The sequence below is a fragment of the Variovorax sp. S12S4 genome, assembly GCF_023195515.1.
Classification (GTDB): domain Bacteria; phylum Pseudomonadota; class Gammaproteobacteria; order Burkholderiales; family Burkholderiaceae_C; genus Variovorax.
Genome location: NZ_JALPKR020000002.1, coordinates 1,937,501 through 1,957,921, shown reverse-complemented (window position 1 = coordinate 1,957,921; position 20,421 = coordinate 1,937,501). Strand labels below are relative to the sequence as shown.

Annotated in this window: 16 protein-coding genes and 2 pseudogenes; 8 read left to right on the top strand and 10 right to left on the bottom strand. The window is 66.5% G+C overall.

The features are described from left to right. Window positions 1-51 precede the first annotated feature (51 nt). A complete protein-coding gene (locus M0765_RS09820) occupies window positions 52-876 on the bottom strand; it encodes a TorF family putative porin (protein WP_258503407.1) in 825 nt (274 codons plus the stop codon). Window positions 877-1,090: 214 nt separating this feature from the next. Between M0765_RS09820 and M0765_RS09815 the strand changes: the two genes are divergently transcribed. The 4 genes and pseudogenes from M0765_RS09815 to M0765_RS09800 all read left to right on the top strand — a co-directional run bounded on the left by M0765_RS09815 (window position 1,091) and on the right by M0765_RS09800 (window position 5,006). Beyond that, complete coding sequence (locus M0765_RS09815; protein ID WP_258503405.1) at window positions 1,091-2,326, top strand: YifB family Mg chelatase-like AAA ATPase; 1,236 nt, start codon at window positions 1,091-1,093, stop codon at window positions 2,324-2,326. A gap of 208 nt (window positions 2,327-2,534) precedes the next feature. Further along, window positions 2,535-2,939, top strand: a pseudogene (locus M0765_RS09810) (magnesium chelatase subunit ChlI family protein); the annotation flags it as partial. 63 nt (window positions 2,940-3,002) lie between these two features. Further along, window positions 3,003-3,500 (top strand): hypothetical protein, encoded by a 498-nt coding sequence (locus tag M0765_RS09805; protein ID WP_258503403.1) that lies wholly within the window; start codon window positions 3,003-3,005, stop codon window positions 3,498-3,500. Between the two features lie 273 nt (window positions 3,501-3,773). Beyond that, complete coding sequence (locus tag M0765_RS09800) at window positions 3,774-5,006, top strand: MFS transporter (protein ID WP_258503402.1); 1,233 nt, start codon at window positions 3,774-3,776, stop codon at window positions 5,004-5,006. Here M0765_RS09800 and M0765_RS09795 read toward each other — a convergent pair. From M0765_RS09795 to tssJ, 6 genes are all read right to left on the bottom strand, one after another. Beyond that, a complete protein-coding gene (locus M0765_RS09795) occupies window positions 4,999-7,080 on the bottom strand; it encodes a serine/threonine protein kinase (RefSeq protein ID WP_258503401.1) in 2,082 nt (693 codons plus the stop codon). The two genes, M0765_RS09800 and M0765_RS09795, sit on opposite strands and share 8 nt — an antisense overlap. A gap of 31 nt (window positions 7,081-7,111) precedes the next feature. Next, complete coding sequence (gene tagF / locus M0765_RS09790; protein WP_258503400.1) at window positions 7,112-7,834, bottom strand: type VI secretion system-associated protein TagF; 723 nt, start codon at window positions 7,832-7,834, stop codon at window positions 7,112-7,114. A gap of 1 nt (window position 7,835) precedes the next feature. Next, the gene (gene tssM / locus M0765_RS09785) at window positions 7,836-11,471 is read right to left on the bottom strand and encodes a type VI secretion system membrane subunit TssM (RefSeq protein ID WP_258503399.1); all 3,636 of its coding nucleotides are present in this window, start codon (window positions 11,469-11,471) and stop codon (window positions 7,836-7,838) included. After that, window positions 11,471-12,868: a DotU family type VI secretion system protein gene (locus tag M0765_RS09780; protein WP_258503398.1), complete on the bottom strand. Its 1,398-nt coding sequence runs from the start codon at window positions 12,866-12,868 to the stop codon at window positions 11,471-11,473. Before M0765_RS09780 ends, tssM begins: the two co-directional genes overlap by 1 nt. 8 nt (window positions 12,869-12,876) lie before the next feature. Then, complete coding sequence (gene tssK, locus M0765_RS09775) at window positions 12,877-14,256, bottom strand: type VI secretion system baseplate subunit TssK (RefSeq protein ID WP_258503397.1); 1,380 nt, start codon at window positions 14,254-14,256, stop codon at window positions 12,877-12,879. A 159-nt stretch (window positions 14,257-14,415) separates the two neighbouring features. Then, window positions 14,416-14,931 (bottom strand): type VI secretion system lipoprotein TssJ, encoded by a 516-nt coding sequence (tssJ, locus tag M0765_RS09770; RefSeq protein WP_258503396.1) that lies wholly within the window; start codon window positions 14,929-14,931, stop codon window positions 14,416-14,418. Between the two features lie 234 nt (window positions 14,932-15,165). On the opposite strand from tssJ, the gene M0765_RS29190 reads away from it, so the two are divergent. The 4 genes and pseudogenes from M0765_RS29190 (at window position 15,166) to M0765_RS09750 (ending at window position 18,277) form a co-directional block, all read left to right on the top strand. Then, on the top strand, window positions 15,166-15,465 hold the full coding sequence (locus M0765_RS29190; protein ID WP_258503395.1) for a TssQ family T6SS-associated lipoprotein: 300 nt from the start codon (window positions 15,166-15,168) through the stop codon (window positions 15,463-15,465). Window positions 15,466-15,523: 58 nt separating this feature from the next. Next, a pseudogene (locus tag M0765_RS09760) lies at window positions 15,524-15,748 on the top strand (FHA domain-containing protein); the annotation flags it as partial. A 1,067-nt stretch (window positions 15,749-16,815) separates the two neighbouring features. After that, on the top strand, window positions 16,816-17,469 hold the full coding sequence (tagH, locus tag M0765_RS09755) for a type VI secretion system-associated FHA domain protein TagH (RefSeq protein ID WP_258503393.1): 654 nt from the start codon (window positions 16,816-16,818) through the stop codon (window positions 17,467-17,469). Continuing rightward, a complete protein-coding gene (locus M0765_RS09750; RefSeq protein ID WP_258503391.1) occupies window positions 17,462-18,277 on the top strand; it encodes a PP2C family protein-serine/threonine phosphatase in 816 nt (271 codons plus the stop codon). Before tagH ends, M0765_RS09750 begins: the two co-directional genes overlap by 8 nt. Before the next feature lie 9 nt (window positions 18,278-18,286). Here M0765_RS09750 and M0765_RS09745 read toward each other — a convergent pair whose 3' ends face one another. From M0765_RS09745 to M0765_RS09735, 3 genes are read right to left on the bottom strand one after another with little or no spacing between them, the layout of a single operon-like run. After that, the gene (locus M0765_RS09745) at window positions 18,287-18,667 is read right to left on the bottom strand and encodes a DUF4150 domain-containing protein (RefSeq protein WP_258503390.1); all 381 of its coding nucleotides are present in this window, start codon (window positions 18,665-18,667) and stop codon (window positions 18,287-18,289) included. Window positions 18,668-18,683: 16 nt separating this feature from the next. Next, window positions 18,684-19,343 (bottom strand): DUF3540 domain-containing protein, encoded by a 660-nt coding sequence (locus M0765_RS09740; protein ID WP_258503389.1) that lies wholly within the window; start codon window positions 19,341-19,343, stop codon window positions 18,684-18,686. A 43-nt stretch (window positions 19,344-19,386) separates the two neighbouring features. Then, on the bottom strand, window positions 19,387-20,418 hold the full coding sequence (locus M0765_RS09735) for a pentapeptide repeat-containing protein (RefSeq protein WP_258503387.1): 1,032 nt from the start codon (window positions 20,416-20,418) through the stop codon (window positions 19,387-19,389). Window positions 20,419-20,421: the final 3 nt, after the last annotated feature.

The following is a 20,421-nucleotide window of genomic DNA, read 5'->3' as shown; positions in this document are numbered from 1 at the left end:
GGATGGATGAATGGTGCGGCAGCTTGGGCCGCACCTTGTTCTTGTGCCTGCTTACAGGGTCTTGCTGAGCGTAACGATGAAGCGCGCCTTGTTGGGCGAGTAGTACTGCTCGCCGATCGGGCCGAAGCCGAAGTCCACGCCCGGGTTGCTCAGCGCGAGGTAAGAGCTCTTCTTGTTGGCGCCCTGCACCGAGCCGGCCAGTGCCAGGCCGTTGCCGAAGTCATACGACACGCCCACGTTGTAGTCCACGTAGCTCTTGTAGCCCAGGCTGCGGATGTCGCTGGACATGTGCGTGTAGCCCACGGCCGCCTTCAGCGTGAGCTTGGGCACGATTTCCTTGCTATAGGCCAGGTTCAGGTAGCCGGTGTTGCGGCCCTTCAGGCCCGAGCCCGACTTGTAGCCGGCGTAGCCGAAGTAGTCCTTGGAGACCGTGTGCGAGTACTTCAGGGTGAACGAGCCGATGGCTTCGTCGGCCCAGGTGCCCGCGCCGTACAGCTCGGTGGTGTTGCCGATGGAGTTGCCCGGGTAGATGTAGGTCAGCGCGCCCACGTCCAGGTCGAACGGGCCGGCCTTGAACTTGTAGCCGCCGTAGAGGTCGCTCTCGATGCTGTTGCCCTGGAGCCAGTTGACGCTGGAGTTCCAGTTGCCCACATAGAAGCCGCTTTCGCCGAAGGCGTAGTCGAAGCCGCCCTGGATGGCGGGCTTGAAGCCCTTGGTCTTGGCGTAGTCGTTGTTCCCGATCATGTCCTGGTCCTGGCCGCGGAACTTGTAGTTGCTGGTCAGGGCCACATTCCCCGAGAGCTGGGCGCTCGCCAGCATCGGCAGGACTGCAAGGCCGGCCACGGCCACTGCCTGGGCGAATTTACGGTGCATCATCGAGACTCCTCGGAGTTGGTTGGATAGTTGGGGGACACCGTCTCATAGCAGGGAGCGTGCCAAAGTGCTCGTTCTTCCAGCCGAGAGGCGGCGGCCCGTCATCCGCAATCCGCTTGAAAAGTTACAAGAGTGTTCAGGTGCGACGCCCTTCCGGGCGCCGCGGTGCACAAGCCCGACCAAAAACGGGCGCACCATAATGGGGAGAGTAATAAGAATGAGCTTGTCTTTGGTGCAAAGCCGCGCTTTGCTTGGGCTGGAAGCGGCCAGTGTCACGGTCGAGGTGCATCTGGCGAACGGCCTGCCCAGTTTTACGCTGGTCGGGCTGGCCGAAACCGAAGTCAAGGAAGCGCGCGAGCGCGTGCGCTCGGCCATCCAGAACGCCGGCCTCGAGTTTCCGAATAACAAACGGATCACAGTCAACCTGGCGCCGGCAGACCTGCCCAAGGACTCCGGCCGGTTCGACCTGCCCATTGCGCTCGGCATCCTGGCCGCCAGCGGGCAGATCCAGGCCGCCGGCCTCGCGGGGCACGAGTTTGCCGGCGAGCTCTCCCTTTCAGGCGAGCTCCGGCCCGTGCGCGGCGCGCTGGCCATGGCGCTTGCGCTGCACACCCGCGGCATCGCGACACGGCTGGTGCTGCCTACCGAAAGCGCAAAAGAAGCGGCCCTGGTGCCCGGCGGCGAGGTGTACGGCGCCAGGCACCTGCTCGATGTGGTGCAGCGCTTCATGCCCGAAGGTGCCGCGGCGCAGTCGTCCGAACCGGCCGTGCCGCCCAGTGCGGACGGCTGGGCCCGCATCCACGCCGCGGCGGCCGGCGCCGCGCCCCTGTATGCCGACTTGGCCGACGTGAAAGGCCATGCGAGTGCCAAGCGCGCGCTGGAAATTGCCGCCGCCGGCGGGCACAGCCTGCTGATGGTCGGCGAGCCGGGCTCGGGCAAGTCGATGCTGGCGCAGCGCTTTGCCGGGCTGCTGCCGCCCATGAGCATCGACGAGGCGCTGGAGACCGCGGCGGTCGCCAGCCTGGGCGGCAGCTTTTCGACCGAGCGATGGATGAGCCGGCCGACCTCTGCGCCGCACCACACGTCCAGCGCGGTGGCGCTGGTGGGCGGCGGCTCCCCTCCGCGGCCGGGCGAAATCTCGCAGGCGCACCACGGCGTTCTCTTTCTCGACGAGTTTCCGGAGTTCGCAAGGTCCGCCCTCGAGGCGCTGCGCGAGCCGCTCGAAACCGGCACCATCACCATTGCGCGGGCCGCCCGGCGCGCCGAGTTTCCCGCGCGCTTCCAGCTCATCGCGGCCATGAACCCCTGCCCTTGCGGCTACCAGGGTTCGGCGCTGAAAGCCTGCCGCTGCACGCCAGACCAGGTGAAGTCGGTCAGAGATCGGCGAATACAGCACCCTTGGATTTCACTTGTGCGGCATGCGCTGCATCTCGACAGTGCTCTGCACCGTTAGGGTGAGGAGAAAATCATTCAGGAATCGCTTTGCTGCTGAATGCCGTCACTCTTCAACTTACCCCGTAATCAGGGGGCAAGTAACTTTGATCCGCCGATGGGAAAAGCCAGCTAACTTTGAAGCGCAGACCGAACTGCAAACTCACACTTACTGCGTAAGTGCCTGATTTTTCTTAAGCGCCGGGTTGTCTAATTCTGAATCCCTACACCAGGTTTCGCGCTACCAGAGCAAGCTCAGCGGCCCTCTGCTCGATCGCATCGACCTGCACATCGAAGTGCCCGCGGTATCGGCGCACCAACTGCTCGGTGCGCCGGCCGGCGAGGCGACCGGCAGCATCCGCGCCCGCGTGGTCGCCGCGCGCAACTTTGCGGTGCAGCGCCAAGGCAGCCCGAACCAGGCACTGCAGGCCGGCGCCATCGACCAGCACGCCGCGCTGGACGAGGCCGCGCGCAAGTTCATGGTCAACGCCGCAGCCAAGCTCGGCTGGTCGGCGCGCAGCACGCACCGCGCGCTCAAGGTGGCGCGCACGGTCGCCGACCTGGCCGGCGCCGAATCGGTGCAGGCTGTGCATGTGGCGGAGGCTGTGCAGTACCGTCGGGGGTTGAAAAACTGATCCCAATAATGATTCGCCACAATCGATTGTGTAAATGGAATGCAACTGCTTAGCGGAGATCGCTTGAAACAAGTCTTGACCACCGTGATGGCCGCTTTGCTGGGTGGCTGCGCGTCGTTCGCACCATACGTACCTGTCGAAGATGGACAACCATTCGCGACACTGGTTGTCCCTTCAAGAATCACGAGTTGGCGGCCAGGAAGCGTCGGCTCCACGACATTGAATTTCGCAATCGCGAACGAACAAGGCTGTGGCAACTTCGTCAAACCCGAGCCAGCCACTCAAGAGCGCAGTGAGGTCAGGTACAAGATCCCGATAAACAAGGACATCCTCATCGGCTACGCCCGTGATTCCGGGGTGATGACGTGCAATGTGTCTGCTTCATTTCATGCGACGACGGCAGGTGCGCAATACGTGCTGAATGGGCGAGTTCTAGGCATGCAGTGTGCGCTGACGGTTTCGGAAATAACCGCAGGCTCATCAACGCTTTTGCCGCTCGAGCCTGCATTCAGAGATGCGTGGATTGGTCGCAAAGCGTGCAAGCGACGACAGGATCTTTGATTCCGGAAAGCGGCGCACAAGCTATCTCCTCGATAGGACGCGCCCCGGATGCGGGCGCACAAGAGCGCCGTAATGCGACACGCGGATCCTGACGTTCGGCAATTGCGAACCTGAGGCCCCTCATCTGGTCCAGCTGTTTCTCGCGATCCGCAATGGCCAGACTTCAGGCTGGTTACGGCCCGTGCATGACAAGGTGCCCGGCTCCGAATCCGTGATCCTCCCCACGTGGCGGAGGCGGTGCAGTACCGTCGGGGTTTGCGAAATTGACAGGCAGTGAACCCACCCGCCCCCACGCTCTACAACCGCCGCATGGTGGGCTGGCTTTCGCTCGGCCAGCTCATCACCTGGGGCAGCGTCTTCTATGGCTTCGCGCTGCTGATGGAGCCGGTCGAACGCGAGCTGGGATTGAGCCGGGCGCAGTCGTCGCTGGCGTTCAGCCTTGCGCTGCTGGCCGAAGGCGCACTGGCATGGCCGGTGGGCCGCTGGATCGACCGCGGCCATGAGCGGGCGGTAATGACGGGCGGCTCGCTGGTCATCGTGGCCGGCCTACTGCTCCAGAGCATGGTGCACAGCGCCCTGGGCTTCTACGCGGCCTGGACGCTGCTCGGCGCGGGGCTGGCGGCCACGCTCTACAGCCCTGCGTTCTCCATCGTCACGCGGCGCTTTCCGCATGACTTTCGCCGCGCGATCATCACGCTGACTTTTCTCGGCGGGCTGGCCAGCACGGTGTTCATTCCGCTGGTGGCCTGGCTCATTGCGGAGCTGGGCTGGCGGCACGCGCTGTGGGTGCTCGCGGCCATTCACCTTTTCATTTGCGCGCCGCTGCATGCGCGGGTGCTGCGGCATGCGCCCGCTCCCGCGGCGGGTTCGAAAGCCGGGCGGCCCCGCGCAGGCGAAGCCGCGGCCGTTGCGCCCGCCAGCCACTACATGCGCACCGCCCCGTTCCTGCTGGTGGGCGTTTTCACCGTGTTGCTGATGGCGGTCACGGCCGCGTTGCCGCCGCACATGGTGAGCCTGCTGCGCGGCGCGGGGCTCAGCGAATCGTGGGCCATTGCCGTGCCCGCGAGCATCGGGCTGGTGCAGGTGCTGGGGCGCGCGTTACTTTATTTCTTCGAGCACCACTTCGACCTGCATCTGGCGAACCGGCTGATTCCTTGCCTGATTCCGCTCGGCCTGCTCGCATTGCTTGCGGGCGCGGGCCATCCGGGCGCGGCGCTGCTGTTCGTGTTTTTCTACGGCATGGGCAACGGCATGCTCACCATCGTGAAGGGCACCGCGATTGCTCAATACGTGAACCGCGATCACGTCGCCACGCTCAACGGTGCGCTGGGCCTGCCGAGCGCCGTCGCCCGTGCCCCGGCGCCGCTGATGCTCGGCGTGCTGTGGCAGCCGGGCACCGGCTACACGCTGGGCCTCTGGGTGCTGCTGGCGGCCAGCGTCATCGCGGTGCTGGCACTGGTCGGCGCGCAGCGCTGGCGCCGCGTGCCGGGCACGCCTGCTACTTGAACTCGTGGCTGACCACAGGCGCCGAGCGGCTGTCCTGCACCGTCACGCGCTGCCGGTACGCATCGAGGTCGCCGTTGCGCACTTCGATGTTGTAGATGCCTGGCCGCAGCGACAGTGACTTGAGCGGCGGGCTCACGCCGCGGTCGGCACCGTCGACGAACACCTGGCCCCAGGGACGGATGTTGAGCACCACGCGCCCGTTGCCGGGCGGAGCGGCCGGCGGCGCAGGCGGCGTGGCGCCACCAGCCACCACGGTGGGAACCGCATTGGTCGGCGTGGTGCCGGGGGCTGCGGGGATGGTGGGCGAGAGCCGGTTCAGCTCGGCGATGGCGTTGCGCGCCTCGCGTGCATGCAGGCCGCGGCGGTACCGGCGCAGGTAAGCCTCGTAGCCTTCGCGCGTGTTCTCGGCCTGGGCCAGGTTCCAGTCTTCGACTTCGGAGGTGGCAAGAGCGGGCTCCGGCGGCGTGGTCGGTGTAGCCGGTGTGGTGGCCGTGGGCGGCACGGCCGCCGTGGGAGGCGCCGCAGGTGCGGGTGCAATCACCGGCACGTTGTCCAGCGGCGTCAACGAACCGGCCGGCACACTGGCCGCCGGCGCGGGCGGCGTGGCGCCACCAGGTGCGGTCGCCACGTTGCCACCCGGCGCGCTTTCGCCTGGCGGCACGGCTGGGGGTGGCGCATCGGCAGACATCGGCCCCGAAGGCGGAGGCACCGGCACCATGGCGGTCGATGTTTCCTGCCGGCCGGAACTCAGGTGCAGGCCGATCCAGCCGCCCACGGCCACCAGTGCGATCACCAGCACGCCGACCAGCTTCCATGGCGGCTGCGACGATTTCCTGGCGGGCGAAGACGGCGGCTTGGCAGCGGCCGTTGCCGCGCGCGCGGGGGCGGTTTCGCGCGGTGCGGCGGCCTTGGGTGGGGGCACGGGAGCCCGCTCCGGGCTGGCCTCGGGCTGCGGCGGCCTGGGCTTGACCGGTTCGGGCGAGGCGGCTTCGGCGCGTACCGTGCCGGCCAATGCAGCGGTCTCCTTCACAACGGCGGGTGCCGGTGCCGGTGCGGGTGCTGCCCTTTGCGGCTCCTGCACCACCGCGGGCGCGCCCTTGGCAGGTGGAGGAACAATCACCGTCGGCGCCGCCAGCCCGCTCACATAGGTGTCGCCGAGCTTGGCCAGGCCCAGCTCGGCCGCGAACGCCGCCACGGTTTGCGTGCGGTCCTTGCTGTGCACCGCCAGCGTGTGGTCGACCGCGGCGCAGAACGCCGGGCTCAGGTCGCTGCGGCCGAGCGAAGACAGCGGCACATACGCGTCCTGCACGCTGCGCACCACGGCCGAAGGCGGCGGATTCCCCGTGACCGCGCGGTACAGCACGGCGCCGAGCGCATAAAGATCGGTCCACGCGCCCTGCAGCAACGTGTTGTCGTCGGCGTACTGCTCGATGGGCGAATAGCCCGACTTCACCATCACCGCCACTTCGTCGACCAGGTCGGCAATCGACTTGCGCGCCGCGCCGAAGTCGAGCAGCACCGGCAGGTCGTCCTGCTGGATGAAGATGTTGTCGGGCGCGATGTCGCGGTGAAAGCACTGGCTGCGATGCAGCGTTTCGAGCGCGCCGAGCAGCGGGCCCAGCATGCCGAGCAGCCAGGCCTCGGTGATCTTCGACGGCTCTTCCTCGGCCAGGCGGCGCAGCGTGCGGCCGCGATACAGCTGGATGGCCATGTAGGCGGTGCTGTTCGCCTCCCAGAAGCGATGCACCCGCACCAGCGCCGGATGGCTGAACTGCGCGAGGGTGCGCGCCTCGTTGATGAAGCTGCGCAGGCCCGCCTGGAAGGTGGCGGTGAGCCGGTCGGAGCGCACATGCACGCTGTCGTCGCCCACGCGGCGCGCGAGCATCGAAGGCATGTATTCCTTGATGGCCACCTCGCGCTGCAGCGAGTGGTCGTAGGCGCGGTAGACGATGCCGAAGCCGCCTTCGCCGATCACTTCGAGCAGCTCGAACTCGTCCAGCCTGTGGCCCGTGCCCAGCGGATGCGGCCGCTCCTGTGGATCGGCCGGCGCGGTGCTGCTGGCGTTGGTCGTCATGCATCTCCTCCCGCGGCGGGGGTCTCATTACTCATGCCCATGGCACATGCCCCTGTGAAAACAACTTCGAAAACAATGGCGTGTTCAGGCCCCCGCCATGCGCGGCGGTGCGCAGCGGCGAGCCATCCGCCTGGTTGGTCCACCAGTAGCTGGTGCTTCCGAAGGCATCGAAGCACAGCGGAAGCTCGGGCCAGCCCAGCCGCTGCTGCGCCGCCGCGCCGGCGCCGCCGGCCGCAGGCCCGAGGATCGACAGGATGTCGTCCGAGCCGCCGCTCGCGGTCTGGAACCCGCCGTGCGCCGCAGCCAGCACCTGCTGGTCGAACTGGTCGGGCGCCACGCTGTGGCGAATGGCCTGCAGCAAGGCGGTGCCGCACTGCCAGTACCACGCGGCCGAGCCTTCGAGCATGGAAGGCCGATAGCCCGATGCCGCCACCTGCACCGTCACGCACACGGGGTAGTAGCGCCCCACCCGGTCACAGCTTGGCGCAATGCAGCCGAACTGCACCGCGTCCACGCCCTGGGTGGCCGGAATCGCAAAGTTCCACACTGGCGCGACAACGTAGTGCCGCGTCATGGCGTCGGGCCAGCGCTTGAAAGAACCCAGTCCGTTCTGCATCCAGCGGTCCCACCAGGCCTGCAGCTCGCGTGGCATGCGCCGATAAAGAAAGTCCCCGGCCGCGGGCAGCTTGCCGTACCAGCCGATCTGCTCGTCGGCCGGCACCCACGCGTGCGGCGAAGGAAAGCCGCTGTTCATCTCACGACTTTCCCGGGCATGAGAAGCCGTTCATCTGGCTCAGCCGCAGCGGGTTGTAGACGCTGTTCGCGGTCACCGCCAGCACCACCTTCTTGCCCTGCATGTCGAAGGTCGCATTGAACGACTCGGGCGACCGGCCGGCCGAAACCGAGGCCTTGTCGAAAAGCCGGTGCAGCGCCCACGGCCCTTCGGTCACGATGCCGCCGGCCGGCGTGCCGTTGGCGGTGGTCACCTGCAGCCGCACCTGGTTGCTGTTGCGCGGGCCGGGCCACTTCACGGTGCTGGGCGCCTGCGGGCCATGTGCATAGCGCACCGTCTGCCCGTCGATGTCGAGCGTGAACTGGGTGAGCGCGGCGTCCATGTCCTCGGGCCGGATGTCGATGGTGAACGACGGCGTGCGTCCGCCGGCCATGCCGGTAAAGAACACATCGCGGATCGCCTGCGCCTTCTGGAACGAGTCGAGATACGACGAGCGCCCCGGCGAGCTGCCGTCCACGCCCTTCTTGAAGGCCCATGGGTTGACAGACGTATCGACCTGCGAAGCGAGGTTCTTCTGGAAGAAGTCGTCCATCATGCCGCCCGGCGAAAACAGCTGCGCAAAGTCGCCGGCCGCCACATCGCGGTTGGAGCCGCGCGAAAACGGATAGCGCCCCGCAATGGCCTGGTTGCAGAACTGGCCGATGGTGGCCGCCGCGCTCTGACCGATGTTCTGCCGCGTCACGGCCGCGGCCTTGGACGACGCGGTGGCCGAGAGATCGTTCAGCATGCCCTGGAACGGCACCGGCAGGCGGCCCGCCTCCGCCTGCACCTTGGTGACCGCGTCGCCCGACGGCGGAATGTTGCCGCTGCGCAATGCGGTGTCGGTGGCGGTAAGGAAGGTGTAGAGCTCGTTGATGAGCGCCGCGGTGGCGTCGATGGGCGCCTGCCCGCCCGCCTTGGGCGCCGTCACCATGCGGCGCAGCGGCGCAAAGTGGTTGTCCACCAGCGACTCGGGCCGGTCCGGCGCGGTGTTGCGGCGCTGGCTGCCGTCGGGCTGGCCAATGAGCTGCTCGATGCGCTCGCGCGTGCTGGCCACGCGGTTCTGCGCCTGGTCGAGCAGGCTGCGTGCAGCCTCGTCGTGGTTGCGCAGCAGGTCGGTCTCGCGCGCTGCGCCGCGAATGAGGCGCGACATCGGCGACTCCGAGGTCGAGAGCACGCGCGTCATCTGGATGCTCTGCAACAGCGAGCGGCTGTCGGCCAGGCGAATGTCGGCCAGGTACTCGTCCCAAATGCGGATGTAGTCGGTGAGGTAGAGCCGGCGCACCTCGCGCAGCAGCAGCTCGCGCGAGGTGATGTCGGTCATGCCCGGCGCACGGATCTGCAGCACCCAGCGGTCTTCCTGTTCGAGCGCGAGCGTGGTCTCGGCCATGCGCTTGTCGAAGATGTCCCAGTAGCCGCGGTAGGTGAAGAGCGTCGGAATGCCGTCGGTCAGCGGCTTGCCGCTGGCGCGCTTGATGACCAGCGCCGACTCGGCACCGCCCGCCTCGGCAATGCTGAAGGCGTTGGGCGGGCTGGTCTGCAGCAGGATGCGCCGCAGCCGCGCATAGGATCGCTGCGCCAGCGGCACGCCGGCCAGGCGGTCGCGCGTCTCGACCACGAGCCGGTCGTCCTTGGCAAAGGGCGATGTCACCACGCGCCCCGCGAACAGCGCCTGCAGATGCGTCTCCAGGTTGGCGCGCTGCTCGCGCGTGAGGGCAGCGCCTATCTTGCGGTCCACGTCGGTAAGCAGCCAGGCCTGCAAAAAGTCGGCGTCGTAGCGCTCGGCGTCATACAGCATGAGGTAGGCCTTGAGCGCCTCGTAGCTGTATTCGGCATCGGTCTTCGAGGCTTCGCGCAGCGCCTGCTCCACGCGCTGGGCCGCCTGCGGCAGCAGCACGCTTTCGAGCGCGCGCTGGTAGACGCCATCGGTTGCGGCCTGCAGCTTGTCGCCCTGGTAAAGGCCGAAGCGGTAGCTCACCGGCGGATCGCCGATGTCGAACTGGCTCGACTTGGGCAGGTCGCGCAGCCGGTCGAGCACCAGCAGCGAGCTGGCGATGTCGCTGTTCGAATCGACCACCGTCGGCAGCTCGTCACGGGCCGCGGCCTTGTTGAAGGCCTTCGCGTTGTTGTCGACCTCGGCCACGTAGTCGCTGTTGTTGCGCCAGCTGTTCACGCAGGCGCCCAGCAACACCACCAGCAGCACGCCGATCAGGCTGTAGCCGGCCAGGTCGATGGCCCGCTTGCGCCGATACCAGCTCAGGTTGGTGCCGGCCACGCCCGCGTCGCGGAAGATCACCTGCTGCAGCAGCTCCTTCAAAAAGTAGCTCTTTCCAGGACCCGGCGGCGGCGCCGGCGGCGCGTTGACCTGCAGGTAGCGCTTGATGGCGCCCATCACGCGGTCGAAGGCGGTGCCCTCCTGCGTGCCGCTGGTGAAGTACACGCCGCGCAGCATCGGCGCGACTTCGAATTTAGAGGGGTTGAACACGTCGGCCAGGAAGGTGCCCAGGATGTCCTCGAAGCTTGCGAACTGCTGCGGCAGCAGGTAGGCCTGCGCGCGGCGCATCTGGTCGGGCTCGGCCGCCAGCAACTCGGGCAGGCGCTCGTCCAGGCGCTGGTGGAGCAGCTTGTATTCCTGGTGGAAGCGCTCGCGCAGGTCGGCCTTGGCCGGGTCCGCCGGGTTGGCGTCGATGGGAAAGGTAAAGCCCCACACCTGCGAGCGCTCGGCCCGGCCCAGCGAGCCGAAGTACTCGTTGAAGCCGGCCAGCAAGTCGGTCTTGGTAACCAGCACGTACACCGGAAAGTTGATGCCCAGGTCGTTGCGCAGCTCGAGCAGCCGCTTGCGCAGCGCCATGGCGTGGCGCGCGCGCTGTGCGTCGTCGGCCAGGGGCAGGTCGGCAATGCTGATGGTGAGAATCGCGCCGTTGATCGGCTGGCGCGGCCTGAACTTCTTCAGCAGGTCGAGAAAGCCCTTCCACTCGCTCTCGTCGGTTTCGCGGTTGCTCTCGTGCGTGGTGTAGCGCCCGGCGGTGTCGATGAGTACCGCCTCGTTGGTGAACCACCAGTCGCAGTTGCGCGTGCCGCCAATGCCGCGCACCGCGGCCTTGCCGAGCTGGTCGGCCAGCGGAAAGTCGAGGTCGGAGTTGACCAGCGCGGTGGTCTTGCCCGAGCCCGGCGCACCGATGAAGATGTACCAGGGCAGCTGGTACAGGTACTGCCGGTCGAACACGGCAAAGCGGCCCGCGGCCTTGCCTTCGGCACCCGAGCCGAAGCGCATGTTCTTCAATATGGCCGTGGCATCGGTGAAGCCGCTTTGCAGCTCCTTGATCTCGGGTGCGTCTTCGGGCTTGGCGGCCTTTTCTTTCGCGCTGGGGGTGCGCAGCTGGTTGAGCAGTTGCGCATTGAGCCGCCGCTCGCGCCACTTGCGGTAGAGCACCCGCGCAATCCAGATCGTGAACATCAGCGCGATGACCACGATGCGGACGAACTCGCTTTCGAACGGCCGGTAGCGGCCCACCGCGATGACGGGGCCGATGACCCAGATCAGGAACGCGACAGCCAACAGACCGAAAAAGACCCACAGGTCGCGGCTCACGAGAAAACGGAAAATCGCGCGCAGCATCAGCGGGCTCCTCCCTGCGGCGCTGTGGTGGCGTTGGCCGCCGCCACGGGCGCCACGAGCAGCGTCACTTCCACACGCCGGTTGCGCGCACGGTTGGCGGGTGAGTCGTTGGGTACCAGCGGGTCGGCATCGCCCCGGCCTTCGGCGCGCAGGCGCTCGGGCCGCGTGACACGCGTGGCAATCATCTTCTTGACGGCATCGGCACGCGCCTGCGAGAGCTGCCAGTTGGACGGAAAGCGAACGCTGCGAATCGGCTGGTCATCGCTGAAGCCGCTGATCAGCACATTGCCTTCCACCGAATTGAGCGCATCGGCCACGCGTGCGAGCACGGGCGCATAGCGGTCGAGCACGCGGTCGGAGCCCGATGCGAACAGGCCGTCGCCGCGCAGCACCACCACGCTGCGGTCGGCCTCGTCGCGCACGGTCAGCAAACCGTCGCGGATCTCGGGTTCGAGAAAACGCTGCAGGCGCGGCTGCGGCGCCGGCAAGGCGACAGCACGCGCGGTCTGCGGCAGGCGCACCGCGTTCACGGCCGAGAACGCACCGTCGGAGCGGCCGGCCAGGCTGAAGGTGAGCACACCGAACACCAGCACCAGCAGCACTGCCGCCACGGCGCCCACGGCCCACAGCGGCAGCCAGTTGCGCGTGCGGCGCACCGGCGCGCTTGCGTCCTGCCAGTGCGGAGACAGCGGCACGGCAATTTCTCCGCGCGTCTGCCGAATGATCTGCAGCAGGCGCTGTTTGAGCGTTTCAAGCTGCGTGCGCCCGTTGTCGATGACGCGGAAACGCCCTTCGAAGCCCATGGCCAGGCAGAAGTAGATGAGCTCGATGAGCTGCAGATGCTGCTGGGGGTTCTGCACCAGGCGCGACAGCAACTGGAAGAACTTTTCGCCGCCCCAGGTCTCGTTGTGGAACATCACGAGCAAGCTCTGCGACGACCAGATGCTGCCGCCCCACGGCGTGAGCGCGGCGGCCTCGTCGACCGCGGTGCACAGGCAGTAGCGCGCGCCGATGATCACCTCGGGCGCAATGCCGCTTTGCTGCGCGCGCGTTTCGAAGCGCCTGACCTCGTCTACCAGGTGCTCGCGCAATTGCGCGGGCGCGTCGTGGTGGCCTGTGGCGCGAATTTGCGGAATCAGGTCGAGCAGCGGGTTGGCCGCCGCGACGAGCGGGTTGTTGCCCGCGAGCGCCGTGTCGCCCGCATGCGGACGCCGCGCGTCGTGCCATGCGGTGAATGACTGGGGCTGCTGGCCGAGGCCGCGCGATGCCGGGGACATGCCCGCTGCGTCCCCATTGCCAATGCCGCCACCGTGGCCGCTATTGCCGTTGTTGCCGCCGCCCGGGTTCGGAGGCACGAAGCCACCCGGACCGACAGCCATGTCGTTGACACCGTTCATAGGGTCCCTCACGGACGAATGGCCCAGAACTCCATGGCCAAGCCTGGAAATTCGCCGGCCAGGTGCATTGCAACGCCGCCCGATTTTTCGAGCTGGCGCCACATGTCGCCGGTCTTGTCGAGCTCGAAGTAGTGGTAGCCCGCGTTGTATGGAATCTGCCGCGGCGCCACCGGCAGCGGCCGCACCGTGACGCCGGGCAGCTGCAGCTGCACCAGGTCGCGAATGCGCTCGACCGAACCGATCTTGACCTGCGTGGGAAAGCGCTGCTGGATGGCATCGGCGGGCAGGTCCGCATGCACCGCGAGCACGAAGCCCGCGTTGCGCACCAGCACCGGGTCGGGCATGCGGCCCACGCGCACGCCGTGGCTGCGCTCTTCGAGCTCGATGGCGATGGCGCTCTGCTCGAGCACCGCCGAGAGCGAGCGCCGCAGCTCTTCCATCAACGGCCGGATGCTTTCATTGAGGTTGTCGTGGTCGTACACCGGCCACACCACGGGGCGCCGCGTGGGCGATGTGTGCGTGGCCAGGTGGCAGGCCAGCTTGAGCCAGTCGGTGAACAGCTGCTCGGGGTGCACCTGCACCGCCTGCTGCGCATGCCAGGTGGTTGCGAGGTAGCGGTTGACCAGCTCCAGCAAGAGAAAATCGGATACCTCGCTCACGCCGCCGCGGCCCGGCTGCGAAAGGCGCGATGCCAAGGCTTCGGAGCGCTGCGTGAGCAGGCCATGAAGCTCGGCGATCATGCTGCGCAGCATGGCGTGCGCCGACGCATCGAGCACCGGCGGAATGTAGTTGGCATCGACCACCAGCTTGTGGTCGGTGCGGCGCTCGATCACGCGCACCGCGCCAATGGCCTGCCACTCCGCCGACAGCGACGATGCGCGCGCCAGGCGCAGGCGCGGCTTTGCGAGCTGCAGCACCGCGGGGCCGAGCGCCACGGCGTTGCCGTCGGCCACCTCGCGCTCGATCACGCCGAAACGCGCGGCCGATCCTTCGTCTTCCGAGAAGATGACTTCTTCGCTGCCGGTGCGGCGCAGCGGCAATGCAAGCACGATGAGTTCGTCGGTCAGGTCGCTCGGCACTTCATAAGGAAGCGGTGCATCTTCGGCGCCGAACGAGAACGGTGTGCCGTCGGGCAGCACGCCGGCACCGCCAAGCAACGACACGCGGCCGAGCGCATAGGCATCGCGGTCGATGTCCAGGTGAAGCCATCCCCAGTAGGCACCTTGCAGGCCCGCCGTGCGGCGAGTGACGTACTGCTCGACATAGCGTTCCAGCTGCTGGAAATGCTGGGGCCGCAGGTACATGCCTTCGGACCACACCACACGATTCGCCAACGCCTGCGGATGGGCGCCATGCCTGCCGGCGCCCGGATTGCGAACTGTCACCAAAGAACCTCCTGGGGAGTGCCCACACTGAAGCGGGAGGCGCTTGCTGACGTCCTCCCGATTGATTCATTATTTTTCTCTGATGCTACACGGCGCTTCTTACGTTTTGCACCGAATTTCTCGTGCGAATTGCTCGCACTTTTTAGCTACAAAGCAGAGAAATTAACGACTTGGTAGTAACTCGATGCCCGTCTTGCGAATGGCGACGCGCACGCTTTGCTCGCTCGGCGAAAACTGCCAGACCTTGTAGAGATTGGTTTGCTTCGGCTCCTTGAGCGGCAAGACGATTCGCCAGCGCGAAGCCTCCAGCTTGCGATAGCCGGCGATGATGCCGATGGCACGCGAGTCGAGTCCTGCTTCGCGCTTGAAGACACGCTCTTCGCCGCTGCGCATGATGGCCTGGTCGGCGTTCACGAGCTCTGTCAGAAGCGTTTCGCGGTCACGGTCCTGTAGTGCAAAGTAGTCTGCCGTCTCAAAGTTACCGGAAGATTTCAGTTCGAAGACTTTGACGAGAATCGGCGCCGGCTGGCCGCGCCCGTCGGGGTTGACGCCATCGTCGATGCGAATGGTGACTGCATAGGGTGTGGGCAATGACTTCGCCGTCGATGCGCATCCACTGAGGCCACCAAACAACGGTGCGGTTGCAAGTGCGCCTTGAAGCAAGGTTCGTCGATGCATGGGATCTCCCTCAATGGTTCGCGGCCTATATTATCGAAGTCGTGCGCACGAACGGAGTCGCATATCTCGTGCAACATCGCGAGTCTTATCAAGCATTGCCTTTCATTGCCTTTCGCAAGGTTGGAGAGAAGATTGAAGTCATGTCTGCCTGCTTTGGCGCTCACCTTATTTGTCGCTGCCGGTTGCACCACCACGCCTCCGCCCGAACCGCAACCCGAACGCCTGAGCCAGCAAGTGGCGCGCACCACGCTCGAACGCGCGCAGCAGGCGTATGACGAAGGCGACTATGCCAAGGCCGTGACCACGCTGAAGAGCGGCGGCGTCTCGGTGTTCGACGCGGCGGAGCCCGGCACGCGACTCGACGCGATGAAGCTCGAGGCGTTCAGCTACTGTGTGGCCAACCAGGTGCCCGAATGCCGCACGCAGTTTCGCAAGCTGCTTGATGCTTTTCCCAACTTCGACCTGAGCGTTGCCGAACGCAAGCACCCGGTGTGGGGCCCCGCGTTCGAGGCTGCCAAGCGGATGAAGCGTTGAGCGCCTGGAGCGCTTTGAGCGGCAGCACACCGCAGCTCGAAATGAACACGGAGATGCCATGCGTTGGACGGTGATCGAACATGCCGGCAAGCCGGTGACATCGGGGCCTTCGGCCTTGCTCGCGGCGCCTGGCGGAACCATCGGGCGCAGCCCCGACAACCACCTGGTGCTGCCCGACGAGCAGCGGCAGATCTCGCGCCTGCAGGCCACCGTGCGTTTCGACGAGCAGGGCGTCGAGGTGCTTCGCAACATGAGCGCGGTGCTGCCCATCAGCGTGAACGGACGCACGCTGCAGCACGAGGAAGAATCGCCAGTGGCCGATGGCGACCGCGTGACCATCGGGAGCTATGTGCTCGAAGCGGCGAGTGGCCATCGCACGGCCGCAGTGGCACCTGCCGCAGCCGTGGAGTCGATGCCTTCACCACCGCCCGCCGCGCCGATGCGCGATGTCCCCGCGCCCAGTGCAATGGCGCAGGCGCCCATGGATTCGCTGCTGCCGGCGGCGCCGGTTTCCGACGTGTTCTCCGACCTGTTCGGCGCGGGCGCACTGCCCATCGGCGATGCACAACCTGTCACTGTGGCAATGCCGCCGCCCACATCACCACCGCCGCCACCGCCGCGCGCTGAGGCTCCTGTGGCCGCGCCGTTGCCGGCGATGCCTGCTGCCGCACCTGCGTTTGCTTCACCGCTTGCACCGGTGCCATCGCCATCGCCATCGCCGGTGAGTGCTCGCACGAGCGCCTCGCAGATTCCCTCCGCGGCTGACTGGGACGCCATCCTCGCCAATGCGCCGCGCCGCGAAAAGAGCGCGCCCGAGCCCATGCCCGACCCCATGGCGCACGAACCTTTCGAGCTGCCTTCGCAGGCGCGCCGGAATCCGGTCGATCCACTCTCCGAACTGAACCCCCACGCGGCCACCGACATGTCCGACGTGGCGCTGAAGCGCGGCGTGGACCCGCTCTCTTTCTTTGCCGCCGACAGCAACGCGCCCTCGCCGCTTTCCGATCCGCGCCCGACCGCGCTGACCCAAGAAGACCCGCTGCGCGAGGTGCATCCCGCACTCGACCTGCTGGCCAGGCCGGCCGCCGCGCCGCAAGGGCACAGCCATTCGAACCATGCGCGCGAAGTGTCCGCGCAGTTCAGGCCGCCGAACCCGGTGGCCTTCGATCCGCCGCCTGCCGCGAAGCCGAAGAAAGCGGAGGTGGCTGCAGTGCCGGTGGAGGCGCCGCCACCAGCACCAGCACCAGCACCAGCACCAGCAGTATCGGCATCGAAACCTGCCGCACCGCCTGAGCCAGCGACGATGCCGCCGCCCCAGCCTGTCGCTCCCCGCTGGCTGTCCCCTCGCCGGTGGCCGCCGCAGCTGCGCCGCTGGCAGCGCCCACATCGCCGTCATCCTCGTCGGACGATCTCTTCAGGGCCTTTCTCGAAGGCGCCGGCGTCCCCGACGTGGCCGGCCAGCAGCCGCTCGATGCCGAAGCCATGCGGCGCCTCGGCCGGCTCATGCGCGCGTTCACCGACGGCACCATCGAGCTGCTCTCGTCGCGCGCCATGCTCAAGCGCGAAGTGCGTGCCGAGATCACGATGATCGTCGACGAGGAAAACAACCCGTTCAAGATTCTTCCCAACGGGCGCGCCGTGCTGATGCAGATGTTCGGCGCGCGCATGCCCGGCTTTCTGTCGCCCGAGGCGGCTGTGCACGACGCGCTCGGGGATTTGCAATCGCACCAGCTCGGCATGGTGGCCGGCATGCGCGCCGCGCTGCTCACGGTGCTCAAGCGCTTCGACCCCACCGCGCTGAACGACGCCACGCCGCACGACGGCGGCCTCGGCGAAAAGCTGCTGCCCGGCGGCCGCGAGGCGCGCCTGTGGCGCCAGTTGCAGAAGCTGCATGCGGAAACCACGGCGGCTGTCGAAGATGATTTCCAGGCCGTCTTCGGCCGTGCTTTCCAGCAGGCCTACGACAAGGAGATGGAGCGACTGAAGGAGGCACGCCGTGCTTGAAACCACCCCTCGTGCTTTCGCGGTTCCCATTTCCACCTCGCAGTTCTCCTGCGTGGGCGAGCGCAGCGGCAACCAGGACGCCATCGGCTACCACCTCGACGAATACAACGCCTGCTTCGTCGTGAGCGACGGCGTGGGCGGCAACGCGGGCGGCGAGCTGGCCGCGCGCATTGCGGTCGACACCGCGCTCAACACCTTCGTCGACAACCCGTCGGTCGAAAAAGAAGACATCCAGCACGCGGTAAAAGCCGCCAACGACGCCATCCTTGCCAAGCAGCGGGAGCTTGCCGACCAGAGCAAGATGAGCGCGACCATCGTCTCGCTCTTCGTCGACCGCACCAGCGGCCAGGCCTGCTGGGCCCACGTGGGCGACAGCCGCCTCTACTGGTTTCGCCGCGGCGCGCTGATGCAGCGCACCGAAGACCACAGCCTGTCGGAGCGCTCCGGCGAGGCTGCGCTGGGCAACGGAGCCAATGGCGGCGAGCGGCTGGTGAAAACCAATTTGCTGTACCGCGCGCTCGGCGCAAGGGCGACGGCGGAAACCACTGTGTCGACGCCGCAGCGGCTCGCCGACGGCGATGCATTCCTGCTGTGCACGGACGGGCTGTGGCAGCTCATCTCCCAGCAGGTAATGGAACGCTCGCTGCAGCTCGCCGACAGCGCCGAAGAGTGGCTCGCACTGCTGCGGCGCGCGGCCGAAGCCAAGGCCGACGAATCGCGCGACAACTACTCGGCACTTGCCGTGTGGGTGGGGTTTCCGCAGCAGGTGACGCTGGCGGGGACGGCGACAGTGCGCGCTGCCGCCTAGGGTGACCAGTCAGGGCGCGAGGATCAGCACCTTGAACTGGCTCGGCACGATTCGCATGCCGACCATGTTGCACCGGTTTTGCAGCGTGAGACTGGTCACACGCGTGGCGGGCGTTCCCTTGAGGAGCACGGTGAATGCGCCGGTGACATGGCGAGACTGCTGCATGAAGGTCTGCGACACCACGCCTCCCAGCACCCCAGGTTGGTCGCCCAAGGTAATAGGCGTGGTGGTTGCCATGTTGTGGGCCGGCATCGCCATGAAGAGGATGTTCCAGGCATTGGGTATGGCCATGGGCCCCAGGGCCATGTTCGGAAACGGAATGGGAACCGGTGTCCTGCACACGTCGGGAAAGGCCAGGTCCATTCCCATCAGCTGGCAATTTGCAAACATCGCTTGATCCCCCTTGTCAGCCCATGTGGATTTGCGCGGCATCGACCTTGACGAGGTCCTTGCCTGTTACCACGGTGTGGGTTCCATGAATCCGTACGGTCTCGGTTGCCTTGCAGTCCAGATGGCCGACGCGAACCTGGTCGACCTCGTCGACCAGCCGCAGCGCATTGCGCGCCATCTGAACGATTCGATCGGCCACTACTTCGAACACCTTCCCGACCAGGCGGAAACGCCCCACCGTCGCATCGACCTCCTGGCTCGTATAGCGCATCTCGTCCACATGGCAGCGCGCCTTGTCCGCTCGCAATCCCCAGTGAAGGCCCTTCATGTCCAGCGTGGCACCGCTGCGGATGCGGACGTCACCGGCACTCTCGATGGATACGCCAGCCCCGCCGCCCAGCTTCAGCTCCCCGGCTGAGTCGATGTGGCTCACCGTCCCGTCGGCCTGTTCGATCACCGCGATCACGTAGGCCCTGGTGCTGTCCGGCCCGGACACCAGCACAAGGTCTCCGACACCGGGCCTGAGCAGGCAGCTCGCAGCGCGACGGCAAAGCCGGACCGCGCCCTGCTCGTCTTCGACGGCGATCCGCCCGTCTGGCATCAGCGCGGAGAGCCGCCCCATGAAATGGACCGGAGTCGAGTCATTCATGGCTGCACGCAGTGAAACGACATTCATGATCTATTTCCTTTTCGATGTGGGTTGCATACGGAGCTGCGCTTCAATGGGCATCGCTCCATGCCTGGGCTTTGAACAGGTCCGGATCGTTCTCGATGATGCCGCCGCGCCCCGAGAAACGAGTCCCCTGCTGCAACGCGCGGTGAAAGCGCGTGCGAAGAAAGTGCGCGCCGCGCATGTCGGCATTCAAAAGCTCCGCGTAGGAAAAGTCGGCGTCCTGCAGCTCGGCCTCCCGGAAATTCGCATCGGTACACCGTGCACGATGAAAGACGCTCAAAGGCAACCGGGCTGCACCGAAGTCGACGCCTTCGACTCTGGCGTCGATCCAGATGGATTGGTCGAAGCGCCCGCCGCTGCAGTTCGCGCCGCTCATGTCGGCTTCGGGAAAAAGGGTGTTGCACGCATCGGCGCCGGAGAAGTTTGCCTTGCGAAGCAACGCGCCCTTGAAATTGCTCTGGGTAAGCACTGCACCGCTGAAATCCACGCCGTCCATGCGGCTGTCGGTGAACTGGCAGAGCACGAACTCCTGCCCCGCGAAGCGCTGGTCCGTCAGCTCGCACTCCATGAACGTCGTGCTCTCGCATCGCGCGCTGCTCAACGCCACCTGGCGAAGATCAATCCGGAAGAAGGTCGCAAATGTGAGAGAGGCGCCCGAGCAGTCCATCCGGTCCACCTGGGATTCGCCCACCGTGACGCGGTCGCACAGCTGTGTTTGCAGGTTCATCTGCAACATGCGGCATTTGAAGAACGCGACCCGCTCCAGGTGTGCGTCTGCAAATACGGCCTCGTCAAGGGCCGACTCCATGAAAGAGGCGTCCTGCACCAGCGCGTGATCGAAACGCGCGGCCTCGAGGCGGCTTCGGAAAAACCGCGCATCCTTGAGCCGCGCATGGCTCAGATCGCTGCGCACGAAAGCGCAGTTGGACAGCATGCCGTCTTCCAGGCTGCAGCCTGCGAGCTGTGCGTCGGTGAAATCCACGCGCTCCAACACCGCCCCCGAAAGATCGAGCCCGCGCAGGTCCCAGCCTCTGCAGTCCAGATCGGTCACAGCCACACCATGGCGAATGTTGTCCATCAG

Excerpts from the sequence above, each read along its gene's own strand:
- M0765_RS09740 (WP_258503389.1), bottom strand. The coding sequence starts at position 19,343 with ATGAATGTCGTTTCACTGCGTGCAGCCATGAATGACTCGACTCCGGTC.
- tagF (WP_258503400.1), bottom strand. The coding sequence starts at position 7,834 with ATGAACAGCGGCTTTCCTTCGCCGCACGCGTGGGTGCCGGCCGACGAG.
- M0765_RS09820 (WP_258503407.1), bottom strand. The coding sequence starts at position 876 with ATGATGCACCGTAAATTCGCCCAGGCAGTGGCCGTGGCCGGCCTTGCA.
- tssJ (WP_258503396.1), bottom strand. The coding sequence starts at position 14,931 with ATGCATCGACGAACCTTGCTTCAAGGCGCACTTGCAACCGCACCGTTG.
- M0765_RS09735 (WP_258503387.1), bottom strand. The coding sequence starts at position 20,418 with ATGGACAACATTCGCCATGGTGTGGCTGTGACCGATCTGGACTGCAGA.
- M0765_RS09780 (WP_258503398.1), bottom strand. The coding sequence starts at position 12,868 with ATGAACGGTGTCAACGACATGGCTGTCGGTCCGGGTGGCTTCGTGCCT.
- tssM (WP_258503399.1), bottom strand. The coding sequence starts at position 11,471 with ATGCTGCGCGCGATTTTCCGTTTTCTCGTGAGCCGCGACCTGTGGGTC.
- M0765_RS09815 (WP_258503405.1), top strand. The coding sequence starts at position 1,091 with ATGAGCTTGTCTTTGGTGCAAAGCCGCGCTTTGCTTGGGCTGGAAGCG.
- M0765_RS09795 (WP_258503401.1), bottom strand. The coding sequence starts at position 7,080 with ATGACGACCAACGCCAGCAGCACCGCGCCGGCCGATCCACAGGAGCGG.
- M0765_RS09745 (WP_258503390.1), bottom strand. The coding sequence starts at position 18,667 with ATGTTTGCAAATTGCCAGCTGATGGGAATGGACCTGGCCTTTCCCGAC.